General features: G+C 68.0%; 11 protein-coding genes. 2 read left to right on the top strand and 9 right to left on the bottom strand.

Annotation, left to right across the window (positions count from 1 at the left end; translation table 11 throughout):
* Positions 1-13: 13 nt before the first annotated feature.
* Complete coding sequence (locus CQ040_RS00445; RefSeq protein WP_105525582.1) at positions 14-2,113, top strand: S9 family peptidase; 2,100 nt, start codon at positions 14-16, stop codon at positions 2,111-2,113.
* A 92-nt stretch (positions 2,114-2,205) separates the two neighbouring features.
* On the opposite strand, the gene CQ040_RS00440 is transcribed toward CQ040_RS00445, so the two are convergent.
* The 7 genes from CQ040_RS00440 to CQ040_RS00410 all read right to left on the bottom strand — a co-directional run bounded on the left by CQ040_RS00440 (position 2,206) and on the right by CQ040_RS00410 (position 9,221).
* Positions 2,206-3,234 (bottom strand): 6-phosphofructokinase, encoded by a 1,029-nt coding sequence (locus CQ040_RS00440; protein ID WP_028502848.1) that lies wholly within the window; start codon positions 3,232-3,234, stop codon positions 2,206-2,208.
* A 203-nt stretch (positions 3,235-3,437) separates the two neighbouring features.
* Positions 3,438-5,582, bottom strand: a complete 2,145-nt coding sequence (locus CQ040_RS00435; protein ID WP_105525583.1) for a DEAD/DEAH box helicase — start codon at positions 5,580-5,582, stop codon at positions 3,438-3,440.
* Positions 5,583-5,822: 240 nt separating this feature from the next.
* Positions 5,823-6,773, bottom strand: coding sequence for a bifunctional riboflavin kinase/FAD synthetase (locus CQ040_RS00430; protein ID WP_105525584.1), 951 nt, complete (start codon positions 6,771-6,773; stop codon positions 5,823-5,825).
* The gene (locus CQ040_RS00425) at positions 6,770-7,207 is read right to left on the bottom strand and encodes a hypothetical protein (protein ID WP_258131208.1); all 438 of its coding nucleotides are present in this window, start codon (positions 7,205-7,207) and stop codon (positions 6,770-6,772) included. Before CQ040_RS00425 ends, CQ040_RS00430 begins: the two co-directional genes overlap by 4 nt.
* Positions 7,208-7,264: 57 nt before the next feature.
* Entirely contained in the window at positions 7,265-7,633 is a 369-nt protein-coding gene (locus CQ040_RS00420; protein ID WP_105525586.1) for a hypothetical protein, read from the bottom strand.
* Positions 7,630-8,523 (bottom strand): tRNA pseudouridine(55) synthase TruB, encoded by an 894-nt coding sequence (gene truB, locus CQ040_RS00415; RefSeq protein ID WP_105525587.1) that lies wholly within the window; start codon positions 8,521-8,523, stop codon positions 7,630-7,632. Before truB ends, CQ040_RS00420 begins: the two co-directional genes overlap by 4 nt.
* A gap of 44 nt (positions 8,524-8,567) precedes the next feature.
* Entirely contained in the window at positions 8,568-9,221 is a 654-nt protein-coding gene (locus tag CQ040_RS00410; protein WP_105525588.1) for a hypothetical protein, read from the bottom strand.
* A gap of 46 nt (positions 9,222-9,267) precedes the next feature.
* Between CQ040_RS00410 and CQ040_RS00405 the strand changes: the two genes are divergently transcribed.
* Entirely contained in the window at positions 9,268-10,164 is an 897-nt protein-coding gene (locus CQ040_RS00405; RefSeq protein WP_105525589.1) for an adenine glycosylase, read from the top strand.
* A gap of 8 nt (positions 10,165-10,172) precedes the next feature.
* Here CQ040_RS00405 and CQ040_RS00400 read toward each other — a convergent pair whose 3' ends face one another.
* Together CQ040_RS00400 and rbfA are read right to left on the bottom strand one after the other, a co-directional pair.
* Complete coding sequence (locus tag CQ040_RS00400) at positions 10,173-12,326, bottom strand: helix-turn-helix transcriptional regulator (protein ID WP_105525590.1); 2,154 nt, start codon at positions 12,324-12,326, stop codon at positions 10,173-10,175.
* Between the two features lie 87 nt (positions 12,327-12,413).
* Positions 12,414-12,839, bottom strand: a complete 426-nt coding sequence (gene rbfA / locus CQ040_RS00395) for a 30S ribosome-binding factor RbfA (RefSeq protein WP_028502856.1) — start codon at positions 12,837-12,839, stop codon at positions 12,414-12,416.
* Positions 12,840-12,920: the final 81 nt, after the last annotated feature.

Genomic DNA, 12,920 nt, shown 5'->3' with positions numbered 1-12,920 from the left:
ATAGCGTGAGACGGTGACTGACGCTCCTGCCGCCGACCGACGCTCGACACTCCGCACCCACCACGGTGACACGTTCGACGATCCCTACGAGTGGCTTCGAGCCAAGGAGTCGGACGAGGTCATCGCCCATCTCAAGGCGGAGAACGCCCACACCGATGCGGAGACCGCCCACCTCGCGGACCTGCGGGAGCGGCTGTTCGAGGAGATCAAGGGCCGTGTGCAGGAGACAGATCTCTCCGTCCCCACCCGCCGTGGCGACTGGTGGTACTACAGCCGCACCGAAGAAGGCGCGCAGTACGGCATTCACTGCCGCGCCGCCGCCGAGCCCGACGACTGGACTCCCCCGCGTCTCGAACCCGGCGTCCCGGTTCCCGGTGAGGTCGTCCTCCTCGACGGGAACATCGAATCGGAAGGACACGAGTTCTTCTCGCTCGGCGCATTCGACACCTCTGACGATGCGACGAAGCTGCTCTGGTCGACCGACTTCGAGGGCGACGAGCTGTACACCGTCCGTGTGCGCAACCTCGCCACGGGCACGACCCTCGAGGACGAGATCCCGAACACGGGCGGCTCCTTCTTCACCCCGGACGGCACCGGGGTGATCTACACGACCCGCGACGAGGCCTGGCGCCCCGACACCCTGTGGCTGCATCGCCTCGGCACTGCGGTGTCGGACGACATCAAGCTCTTCCACGAGCCTGACGAGAAGTTCTGGCTCGGCGCCGGGATCACCCGCAGCCGCCGATACCTGGTCATCGGCGTCGGCTCGAGCATCACGAGCGAGGAGTACCTCGTCGACCTGACGGGCGACCTCACAGCGGAACCCCGACTCGTCTGGCCACGCCGCGAGGGCATCGAGTACTCGATCGAACATGCCGTCGTGGACGGCGAAGACCGGCTGCTCGTGCTGCACAACGACGAGGCGCTCGATTTCGAGCTCGTCTCGGTGTCGGCATCCGACCCGCAGGGCGAACGGCACGTGGTGCTCGCCCACGAGCAGGGGAGGCGTCTGCTCGGCGTGGACGCGTTCCGCGACTTCGCGACCGTGGAGTACCGCAGTGAAGGGCTGGAGCGCGTGGGGCTGCTCGACTACGCCTCCGACGCCGTCGATGAGATCGCCTTCGCTGAGCCGCTGTACTCGGCCGGGGTGAGCGGGAACCCGGAGTGGCACTCCCCGTTCCTGCGTCTCGGCTACACCTCGTTCGTCACACCGGGGACCGTGTACGACCTCGACCTCGCCAGCCGCGAGCTGGTGCTGCGCAAGCAGGTTCCCGTCCTGGGCGGCTACGACCCGGCAGAGTACGACCAGCGACGCGAGTGGGCGACCGCGTCCGACGGCGTTCAGGTCCCGATCTCGCTGGTCTGGAAGCGCTCGTTCGGTGAGCCTGGTGCGGAAGCGCGCCCGGTGCACCTGTACGGATACGGCTCGTACGAGCACTCGATCGATCCGGGGTTCTCGGTCGCTCGCCTCTCCGAGTTGGACCGGGGCGTGATCTTCGCCGTCGCGCACGTGCGCGGAGGCGGCGAGATGGGCCGCCAGTGGTACGAGGACGGCAAGCTCCTCAACAAGCGCAACACCTTCACCGACTTCGTCTCCTGCGGCGAGCACCTGGTCGCCGCAGGCGTGACGACGCCGTCCCGGATGGTGGCCGAGGGCGGGAGCGCGGGTGGCCTGCTGATGGGGGCTGTGGCGAACCTCGCCCCCGAGCTCTTCGCGGGCATCCTCGCCGGCGTGCCGTTCGTGGATGCGCTGACGACGATCCTCGATCCGTCGCTGCCGTTGACGGTGATCGAGTGGGATGAGTGGGGCGATCCTCTCCACGACGCGGATGTCTACGCGTACATGAAGTCATACACCCCGTATGAGAATGTGCGAGACGGCGTCGAGTACCCGCGGATCCTCGCCGTGACGTCGCTCAACGACACTCGCGTCCTGTATGTCGAGCCGGCGAAGTGGGTCGCGCGCCTGCGCGAGGCCGGAGCATCTGACGTGCTCCTCAAGTGCGAGATGGTCGCGGGGCACGGCGGTGTGAGCGGACGTTACAACTCCTGGAAGGAGCGGGCTTTCGAGCTCGCCTGGCTGCTCGACACGCTCGGCCTCGCCGCGGAGTGATCGCGCGGCGTGAGCCGCGCGCCGGATCAGGCGGTCTCGCCATGAGATCGCCTGATCCTGCGTGATCGCCTGAACCCGGCGAGACGGCAGGCTCAGCCGAAGAGCGCAGCGGCCTCGTCGTAGCGGTAGCGCGGCACGGTGTTCAGCTCGCCGAGCGCGTCTGCGAACGGCACCCGGACGATATCGGTCCCCTGCATCGCCACCATCTGGCCCCACGCGCCGTCGACGATCGCGTCTGCCGCGTGCAGACCCAGTCGCGTCGCGAGAACCCGGTCGAACGCTGAGGGGGAGCCTCCGCGCTGAATGTGTCCGAGGATGGTCGCCCGCGTCTCGATGCCGGTGATGCGCTCGATCTCCGGAGCCAACAGGTCGCCGATCCCGCCGAGGCGAGGCCGGTTGAAGGCGTCGAGACCCTTGTCGCTGTATGCCTCGTCCATTCCGAGGAGCTTGAACCCCTCGGAGACGACGACCAGAGGCGCGCGGCCGCGGTCATGAGCGCTGGTGACGAGCTCTGTGATGTCACCGATCGACATCGGCACCTCGGGGATGCAGATGACATGCGCGCCGGCAGCCATTCCGGCATGCAGCGCGATCCAGCCGACGTGTCGGCCCATGACCTCGGCCACCATGCAACGCTGATGGGAGTCGCCGGTCGTGCGGAGTCGATCCATCGCGTCCGTTGCGATGTTCACTGCAGTGTCGAAGCCGAACGAGTAGTCCGTCGCCTGCAGGTCGTTGTCGATCGTCTTGGGGACGCCGATGACGTTGATGCCGTCCTTCGCGAGGCGGTCTGCCGCTGCGAGAGTGCCCTCGCCGCCGATCGCGATGATGCCGTCGATCTTGTGCCCGTAGAGGGTCTTGGCGATGTTCTCCGCTCCCCCGCGCGCACCCTCATACGGGTTCGTGCGGCTGGTGCCGAGGATCGTGCCGCCGACCTTCGACAGCCCCTTCACCTCGTGGCGGGTCAGCGGCATGAAGTCGCCGTCGACGAGGCCCCGCCATCCGTCGCGGATGCCGACGAACTCCAGGTCGTATGCCGTCGTGCCCTTGAGCACGATGCCGCGGATGACCGCGTTGAGGCCGGGGCAGTCGCCGCCGCTCGTCAGGATGCCGATCTTCATGCTGGTGCCTTCAGACGTTCGGGAGATGGGGGGAAAAGGCGACGCTGCCTTCGATCGACACTAGTGCCCCGGCGTACCCGGGCGCCATTCGAAGCAGACGAAAACCCTCGATCTTGACGACTCGGATCACCCATGTCGACGAACTTCCCGATCTCGCACGACACTGCGCCGATCTGGCCGTTAAGAACCTCGGTTCTTGACGGCTATGCCGCGCCCAGCGCCTGGCGCAGCAGATGCATGAGCGCCGCCAGCTGCACCGGCTCCGCTGCCGAATCCTCGACCGCTTCGCCGTCGAGAGCCCGCGCCGCGAGGCCCTGCTTCTGGTCGATCAGCTCCGCGATCTTGGTGTCGATCGTGTGCGCGGCGATGATGCGCCATGCGGTGACCGGCTCATCCTGACCGATACGGTGCACGCGGTCGATCGCCTGGGTCTGCTCGGCAGCGGTCCACGACAGCTCCGCGAGCACGACGTTCGAGGCGGCCTGCAGGTTGAGGCCGACACCTGCCGCTGTGAGCGAGCAGACGGCGATTCCGACCGAGGGATCGCTGTTGAAGTCGTCGATGGCCTGCTGGCGGGTCGTGGACGTCTGGTCGCCTCGGATCGACACCGAGCGGATGCCCGCGGCCGCGAAATGCGCCTCGGCCTGGTCCATGACGTCGATGTGCTTCGCGAAGAAGACGACCTTGCCGACCGAGCGCTGCAGCTGGGCGGCGTAGTCTGCGGCCAACGGCGCCTTGGCCTGACCGATGCGACGGACCATGGTGAAGACGTTGTCTCCCCCGGTGCCGGCGGCCTTCGACTCCTCGAGCTCATTCTGGGCGACGAGACGCACGATGTCCTCGTCGATCTCGCCCGAAGCGAGCCCGCGATCTCCGCGCGCCTCGATGATGCGACGGTAGCGCGCGGCGAGCCGCTCGCCCAGCTCGCGCTCGGCCTGACGGATGCTGCGCCCGAACTCGTCGTCGAGCTGCACCGGAAGATCGGCGATCAGCTTGTCGGGGAGGTCTGCGGCGACGTCCTTCTTCTTGCGTCGGACGATACCCATCGAGATCACGGCATCGCGCGCCTCAGGGTAGAACGCCTTGTCCGCAGGCGTGAAGCCGGTCGCGTCGAGCTTCTCCATGAGCTCGGGGCCCGGCTTCTCACCGGTCGTCCAGCCGAGGAACCGCCAGATCGCGTCGAAGTCCTCGACGTCGTTGATCAGAGGCGTACCGGTGAGAGCGAGCATCAGGGGATCGTGTCCCGGAGTGCGCTCTCGCACCTGTGCGGCGAGGGACAGCACGTTCTGCGAACGCTGCGACGAGAGGTTTTTGATGAAGTGCGCCTCGTCGACGACCATTCCGCGCAGTCCGATCGAGGCGAGCCACGACATGTGCCGGTCGAGGATCTCGTAGTTCACGATGAACACGTCGGCGAAAGCGTCGATGTCGGTGCCGTCGCCTTGGATGACGGTCGCGCGACGCTGCGGTGTCCAACGCTCGACCTCGCGCGCCCAGTTCATCTTCACGACGTTGGGCACGACGACGAGCAGCGGATAGGCCCCTGCGACGGAGGCGGCGAGCACGGACTGGGCCGTCTTGCCGAGGCCCGGCTCATCGGCGAGGAGGAAACTGCGGTGTCCCGCCTTCACTGCCTCGAGGAACCGAGACTGATGCACCATGACCTCGAGGCCCTTGGGCGAGAGGTGGTCGTACTCCGGTGCGGGCGGCAGGTCCATCGATGCGGCGGATCCGCCGGCCCCCGTCTCGAAGGCTTTGTAAAGGGGGCCCATGAGCTCCCAGCCGTCGAGGCGACGACGGGGGGTGACCGTCGAGCGCGGTGTCAGGTCTGGTGGGAGGAACGGGTTGGCCAGCTGCCGCGACTCGACGGACGGCGGAGTGACCTGCCGCTCGGCGATCGCGGCGGGAACCGTGGAGATCTGCACGGGAGCCGCGTCCGCGATGATGAGCTCTTCCGGGGCCAGTTCCGCACCGGATTCGAGCAGCCAGTCGCGGCGCATGCGCTTCGCCACAGGCGAAGTGGCCTGATCCGCCTCGAGCAGCTGGATGAGCGACGTGTCGCGCGCGGCCGTCTTCGCGAGGATCGTGGCCACGCCGTCGAGCCGCTTGAGCAGCTCGGCGCGGGCAGGATCGCCGATCTCGGCATCGGCCTTCACCCTGGCGCGCTCTTCGCGAACCAGGAAGGCGATCACCTGGAACTTCACCCTGTTCGTCGGGCCGAGCTTCCCCCGCTGCGACTTCGCCTCGATCTCACGCACCTTGCGAGCGAGGATCGGGATCAGGGGTGCCTCGTCGTCACGACGGGACGTCTTCTTGCGCCGCGTGGCGGCGGTTGCCGTAGTCGGCATGCTCCTCCTGAGCGTGAAGGCCGCGGGATCATCATGAAGCCGCCGGCCGTTCTCGTTGTTCGCGTGTGGCGTGAGCCAGGACCGTACGAACAGTGGATCTTCTTCCCACCGGAGCACGCGGGACGCGCGAGGACCGGCGGGAGCCGGTTTCCATTCTATGCCATTGCACGCGCCTCGAGGATATCGCCCACGCCGAGCCGCCGATCCGGATCGGGGAATCGTCTTCGTGCGAGGGAATCGCTAGGAGGGCAGCCCGAGCGCCCGGGCGGCATCCGTGACGTCTGCCCCCATCTGCACCATGAGCTTGTCGATGCCCTCGAAGGCGACCATGCCCCGCAGCCGCTCCACGAACTCGACCGTGACATCGTGCCCGTACAGATCGAGGCCGGTCTCCCCCAGCACATGTGCTTCGACCTGCCGCACGAGGACATCGTCGAAGGTGGGGTTCGTGCCGACCGAGATCGCCGACGGGTGTCGGATCCCGGTGTCGTGGTCGACGAGCCATCCCGCGTAGACGCCGTCTGCCGGGACGAAGGCATCGACGATGGTCGAGAGGTTCGCGGTGGGGAACCCCAGTTCCCGGCCGCGCTTCAGACCGTGCACGACCTCGCCACGCACGTCGGGGAGGCGACCGAGCGCCTTCGCCGCGGCCGCGACATCGCCCTCCATCAACAGCTCGCGAATCCAGCTCGACGACACGCGTCGCGTGGAGCCGGGGAGATAGACCTCGTCGACGACCTCGACCGAGAAGCCGTAGCGTGGGGCGAGTTCGCGTAGGAGCTCCGGAGTGCCCGCTCCTCTGTGGCCGAAGCGGAAGTCCTCGCCCACGAGGACCGTCGAGACCTGGAGCGCGCCGACGAGGATGTCGACCACGAAGTCTTCCGCGCTGCGGGCCGCGAGCTCCTCATCGAAGGTCAGTACCAGCGTCGCGTCGAGACCGAGCTCGCCGAGGAGCTCGAGCTTGCGGTCGACCGTGACGACGTTCTCTGGGCACCGGTCCGGGCGGATGACCGCCAGCGGGTTGCGGTCGAACGTGACGGCCACCGATCGGCTGCCGGTGGCCGTGGCGGCCTGCCGCAGTCGCTCGATGACGGCGCGGTGACCCGCGTGTACGCCGTCGAACTTGCCGATCGCGACCGCAGTAGGTCCGAAGTCGCCGGGCACCTCCTCCGGGCTGCGGAAGACGATCACGCGTCGACCCCGACCGGCTGCGCGACCTCAACCGGCCGATGCGTACGCAGCCACCAGATTCCGAACACCGGGAGGACCAGCGGGATGAACAGGTATCCGCGGCCGAACAGCGACCACACCGTCTCGTGCTGGAACAGATCGGGCATCACGATGCTCAGCAGTCCGACGACCAGTACTCCGGTGAGTTCGAAGACGATCGCGACCCAGGCGACCGTGTACCAACCACGACGACGAGCCAGCACGAGTGCGAGCGTGGCGAGGATGTAGACGACGGCCGCGAGTGCGGAGAGCGAGTACGCGAGTGGCGCCTCGTCGAACCGACGAACGATCTGCACGAAGCTGCGCCCCGTGGCGGCCAGCGCCATGACGGCGTAGACGATCACGAGGACGCGACCGATTCCGGTCATCCGAGTGGAGGGGGCGGTGGAGCTCATAGCGCATTCCATCCTAGAGCCGTGGGAGAGCGTCGGACTCCGCTCCGACCTCTCGCGTCACGCGATCTGGACGGACCAGATGACCTGCATCCGCCACAGCATGATCGCGATGGCGAGGGCAGCGACCCCGAGGATGACGGTGCTCCATCGACTGCGCTCCATGAGCGCCCACAGCACGGCGCCGACCGGCAGGAGCACGGCCGAGATCAGATAGACCCAGTACTCGAGCAGGTCGCCGGTCGGAGGGTTGCCTGCCAACGGCGCGATGATCGCGGCGATCACCTGAACCACGAGCAGAGCCTCGACCAGTGCGAGGGCGCCGACCGAGAAGTCGCTCGGCCGACGACCGATCAGACCTGCGATGAGGCAGAAGAGTCCGGCGGAGACGGCGATCGCGATCTGCGCGATCGAGAACCAGAGGATCATCGTTCGACCCCCGGCATGTTCATGGCGCTCTTGAGGTCGACGCCGCGCTTCTCGACGATGCCGATCAGGATTCCGTCGGGGTCGACCGCCGCAGCCATCGGACCTTCGAGACGGGCGGCCTGCCCACCCAGTCGCTTGCCGTGGCGGAGGTCGCGCGCGTCGTCACTCGACATGTCCAGCGCCGGAAGAATGCGTCCAGCCGCTTCGGCCGGGGTCAGTGTGGTCGCGCCTTCGAGCGCATCGAGGCCGACAGCATCCGCCACGTCGAACGGACCGACCCTGGTTCGCCGCAGCGCACTCAGGTGACCGCCGACGCCGAGAGCCGCCCCGAGGTCGCGGGCGAGCGAGCGGATGTAGGTTCCGGAAGAGCAGTCGACGATGACGTCGAGGTCGAGATATCCCGCAACCCTGCGGCTTTCGAGAAGGTCGAACCGGGAGATGACGACGTCCCGCGCGGCGAGCACGACCTCTTCTCCGGCTCGCACGCGGTCGTAGGCGCGGCGCCCATCGACCTTGATGGCGGAGACGGCGCTCGGCACCTGAGAGATCTCGCCCGTGAGCGCGGCGATCCCCGCCGACACCGCGTCATCGGTGACGGCATCCCATGCCTCGGGGGCGGCGGTTGTGAGGGTCTCGCCCTCAGCATCGTCGGTGCCCGTGGTCTGGCCGAGACGAATCGTCGCCTCGTAGGTCTTGTCCGCACCCACGATGTACGTCAGCAGCCTGGTCGCCCCCTCGATGCCGATGACCAGCAGGCCGGTCGCCATCGGATCGAGTGTTCCGGCATGGCCGACCTTGCGGGTGCCGAACGCGCGGCGCGTGCGGGCGACGACGTCGTGACTGGTCAGTCCTGAGGGCTTGTCGACGAGAAGGATGCCGGGCGAGACCATCCCCCCAGCCTACCGAGGACGACGCGTTCTGCCGGTCGCAAGCCTCACCCGCAGACTTCGTACGAGGGTTCGGTGCCCGTCGTCACGGTGACGTCCCAGGCTGTATCGCTGCCTTCCCGGAAAGCGAAGAAGACGTGCGCCGCGGCGTCGCCGGGAAGCATGATCCAGGTGTCGCTTCCGATCGTCGCCGCCCCCTCCTGCGCGTCGGGATACGCTGCGAGCACCTCGGTCTTGGTCGCTCCTACCCCCAGCCCGTCCTCGGTCAGCGGACCCGTGACCGCGGCCGGAACCTCGGCTGCGGAATATACGGAGATCTCACGAATGGGCGCCGTATCGCTTTCCGTTCCGCGAACGAACGAGATGGAGTAGCTCGAGTCGGCAGCCGTCCACCATGCCGACCACGAACAGTTCACGGTGTCGTTGTTCCATGCGCCGGTGAGGCCACCGAGTGTCGAGGCGAAATCGCCGCCGACGTCTATGGGACCAACGCCGGCCCCGTCGATGATCCATGTGCCGGGGTCCGCCGGGTCCTCGACGCGCGCCTCCGGCGCCGGGGTGGGAGTGCTCGTCGGTGTTGCGCTCGGCGAGAGCCCACTGCTCGGCGTCGACGTGGGCGACGATGGTCCTGCACAGCCGACCAGGCTGCCGACGGCGAAGAGCGTGATGAAGACAAGGGCGCTCGTGCGTGTGCTGTTCATGGATACGTGTCCCCGTCTCGAATGTGTGCTCGCGTAGGCTTGAGCGATGCCCGATTCGCAGGCCCTCTCCGACATCACGTCGCGCCTGTCGAAATGGTATCGGGCGACCGCCCGTGACCTGCCATGGCGCCGGTCTGCGTTTCATAACGAATTCGGCGCCTGGGGTGTTCTCGTGAGCGAGTTCATGCTGCAGCAGACGCCGGTCATGCGGGTCATTCCGCACCTGGATGCGTGGCTCGACCGGTGGCCGACACCTGCCGCGATGGCCACGGCGACCACGGCCGAGGTGGTGCAGCAGTGGGCCAACCTGGGGTACCCCCGACGCGCCCTCTGGCTGCACCGTGCCGCGGTGGAGATCACCGACCGGCATGGCGGGGTCGTTCCGCGTGATGTGGATGCCCTGCTCGCGCTCTCCGGCATCGGCGAATACACCGCACGCGCCGTCGCGGTGTTCGCCTACGGAGACCGGCACCCCGTCGTCGACACGAACACCAGGAGGGTGCTCGCGAGGGCGGTGACAGGCCGTTCCCAACCCGGGCCGCCTTCGCGCCGGGACCTCGATCTGATGGCCTCGCTGCTGCCGGATGACGAGGAAGAGGCGGCTGCGTTCAACGCGGCGGCCATGGAGCTCGGCGCCACGGTGTGCACCTCGCGCGCCCCGCGGTGCGAGGTGTGCCCTCTCGCCGGCAGTTGCGCGTGGCTGGGCGCCGGCAAGCCCGATACGGGTGACGAGCGCCGACGCCAGGCCACCTACGAGGGCTCGGATCGTCAGGCTCGCGGTGCGGTTCTGCGCCTGCTGCGCAGCGCGTCGCCGAGCGCAGTTCCCCTCGTCGCGGTGCTCCCCGACTGGCCGGACGCGCGGCAGCGAGATCGGGCGATCGACTCGCTCATCGCCGACGGGCTCGCCGAAGCGGACGGCGAAGCCCTCTCGCTGCCCCGCTGACCTCAGGTTCAGAGGTGCTGATTGGTCCGGTGGGCGAGCACCGTGAGCTCGACCCGGCTCCGCACATCGAGCTTGCCGAACACCCGTCCGAGGTGAACCTCCACTGTGCGGACCGAGACGTTCAGAGCCTCGCCGATGTCGCGGTTCGCCGCGCCGCCGACCGCCTGCATCGCCACCTCCAGCTCGCGCGCCGTGAGCTGGAGCGACCAGGCAGCACGGCACGCCGCCAGTGGATCGACCGTGGGGACGATGCTCCCCTCTCTCGCATCGAGTCGGTCGATGCGGCTGCGGATCGCCCGCGCCCACGCCGTCGCACCCGCGAGCTCGAACAACCGCTCCGCGTACTGGAAATGGATCCGCGCCGACGGGTGATCGTCGCGGATCGCATACTGGGTGCCGAGCATCGTCTCGACCCGAGCCCGCGCGAACGGTGAGTTCAGCGTCCGCGCAGCCTCACGGATGTCGTCGCGCTCCGAACGCCATCGTCCGTCGCCTGCCGTGGCGATCCGATCCCTCAGCTGCTGCGCGCGGGCTATGTCGGGAGGCTGGATGGAAGTCGTAGACGCCGACCTGTCGTTCGAAACGAGCGAGAGCTCATCGAGCCCCGGCACCGCCATCGCAGTCTGCGGCGATCCCAGATCGGACCACAGGCGAACGGTCGCCGCGGCATCGTCGAACGCACCGGCCAGGAACGACCGGATGCCACGGTCGACGAGGAGATCGATCTTCACTCCTGACGGGAGCGCGGCCGTGAGCGAGCGGGAGAACGGACCGAGTTCGCCGAGCACAGCGAGGTCGAGGCGTCGCGCGAGCACCACACCCAGTCCCGCGAAAGGCATCGTGACCGGCAGCGCGAGCGCAGCTTGGATCAGACGTTCCCGTGCCAGCCCGATATCGCCACGCCAGACGAGAAGCAGCACCTCGACGACGGCGCGGTACGCCTGGACGGCAGGACTGCTTTCGTATCCGGGAACGAATGGATCGGATTCGCCTGACATCGCGGACTCATCGTTCGCGAGCTGACGCAGCGCCTGATCGATGTCTCCGCGCATCGCAGCGCGCAACGTACGGAGCATTCCTCCGCTCACGGGGCCCGACGCGGTCACCTCATCGATGTCACGCTCCCCCGCGATGAGCCAGCTCAAGGCCACGACGGGATCTCTCAGCTCCCGCTCTGCGCCGATCCGGGCGGCACCATCACGGAGGGCGTCGAGCCAGGAGCGCATCCTGGGGCGGTCCCCGCGCTCGGCGCACATGACCGCGGCGAGGGCGGCGGCTCTGGTCCAGTTGCGCCAGTCTTCTTGGTCGTCCGTGGCGGGACGCAGCGTACACGGATCCACCTCCGGGACCGCGCCCTGCAGGCACGCCTGCGCGACCAGCAGAGCCCCGAGCCCCCGCAGTCGAAAGCTCTCCGCACCGTGTGGGTAGAGACCCCCCAACCACGTGGCCGCGTCGGCAGCGAATCCGGCTCCTACCGCCGAGGCTCCCGCGACCAGAAAGGCGTCATCCAGGTCTGCACCCGTCGCGTGCTCTGCGGCCTCACGCGCGAGCAGCAGCGCGCGATCCGGATATCCTGCCTCGGTCAGCTGCCGAGCGATGTGCGTGAGTTCGGGCGCAGCCTCCGGATCGCCCTCGAGCGACGCGCGCGCCCTGTGCCAGTCAGCGCTCACCCGATCACAACGGCGTCGGAAGATGGCGCTCAGCCGCTCGTGAACCGTCGACATGGCCGCGGCGCAGGTGGTCGCCCGCACCCAGATCGACAGCCGGGCATCGACGAAACGCACTCGACCGGCATGCAGTACGAGGCGGCTGCCGACCGCGGACGCGGCGATCTCGGCGGCTGATCGCCCGTCGAATTCGAGGATCGGATCGAGAGCGTCATCCAGGCACACCGAGAGGGCCAGGAGCAGCTCCCGATCGCGAGGGTCGAGTTGCACCCCCTCGAATCGCCGTGCGATCGCCGGCACGAAGGGCAACGGGACCGGCAGCGGACCCAGACCATGTCGCTGGGTCGGCGTCAACCGCGCGACGACCTCACGGATCGTCGTCGGGTCCGAGTTCAGATCGGCAGCGAGCCTGGCGACGACGTGCGGCGCACAGCCGAGATCAAGATCGAGGAGTTCATCGAGGATCAGACCGACGGCTGCGGGCGCTATGAACAAGGCCCCAGACGTACTCGTACCCTCGATGCCGATCCCCCTCAGCTTCGCGGGAGGCGCTCCCGCGAAGCCGAGCGTATCAAACGGCGCTCACTCCGAGTCGTCGTCCGTGCGGTACGGGTCCGCATCGCCGGCGTGCGACGCCGAGGATGCGAGCTTCGCCACGTCGGCATCACGCTGCTGCGCCTCGCGGAGCAGCGCGCCGATGTGGTCGGCGTTCTCCGGAAGAGCATCCGGGATGAACTCGAGCGTCGGCACCAACCTGGTGCTGAGCTGTCGTCCGACCTCACTCCGCAGCATGCCCGTAGCCGACGTGAGCGCGGCGCCGCTGGCGATGCGCTCCTCCTCCGTGCCCAGCACCGTGTAGAACACGGATGCATGCTGGAGGTCTCCGCTCACGCGGACGTCGGTGATGGTCACGAAGCCGAGGCGCGGGTCACGCAGCCCCTTCTCCAGTCGCTCGGCGAGGATCACGCGGATGCGATCCGCGAGACGAGCCTGTCGTTCGCCTGCCATTGTTCTCTCCCTGTCCAGGAAACCTCAGGGCGTCCTTCCTCTCCACGCTCCGAGGAGCGGGAGCGAAGGACGCCCGAAGGT

The sequence above is a fragment of the Microbacterium sp. MYb54 genome (genome assembly GCF_002979515.1).
In the GTDB taxonomy this organism is placed as follows: Bacteria; Actinomycetota; Actinomycetes; order Actinomycetales; family Microbacteriaceae; genus Microbacterium.
The sequence above is the reverse complement of the archived record's forward strand: the minus strand, read 5'-3'. Positions and strand labels throughout refer to the sequence as shown.

What these genes read in the sequence shown, in the direction of transcription:
- CQ040_RS00405 (WP_105525589.1), top strand. Translation starts at nt 9,268, where the DNA reads ATGCCCGATTCGCAGGCCCTCTCCGACATCACGTCGCGCCTGTCGAAA.
- CQ040_RS00420 (WP_105525586.1), bottom strand. Translation starts at nt 7,633, where the DNA reads ATGATCCTCTGGTTCTCGATCGCGCAGATCGCGATCGCCGTCTCCGCC.
- CQ040_RS00435 (WP_105525583.1), bottom strand. Translation starts at nt 5,582, where the DNA reads ATGCCGACTACGGCAACCGCCGCCACGCGGCGCAAGAAGACGTCCCGT.
- rbfA (WP_028502856.1), bottom strand. Translation starts at nt 12,839, where the DNA reads ATGGCAGGCGAACGACAGGCTCGTCTCGCGGATCGCATCCGCGTGATC.
- CQ040_RS00410 (WP_105525588.1), bottom strand. Translation starts at nt 9,221, where the DNA reads ATGAACAGCACACGCACGAGCGCCCTTGTCTTCATCACGCTCTTCGCC.
- truB (WP_105525587.1), bottom strand. Translation starts at nt 8,523, where the DNA reads ATGGTCTCGCCCGGCATCCTTCTCGTCGACAAGCCCTCAGGACTGACC.
- CQ040_RS00425 (WP_258131208.1), bottom strand. Translation starts at nt 7,207, where the DNA reads ATGAGCTCCACCGCCCCCTCCACTCGGATGACCGGAATCGGTCGCGTC.
- CQ040_RS00440 (WP_028502848.1), bottom strand. Translation starts at nt 3,234, where the DNA reads ATGAAGATCGGCATCCTGACGAGCGGCGGCGACTGCCCCGGCCTCAAC.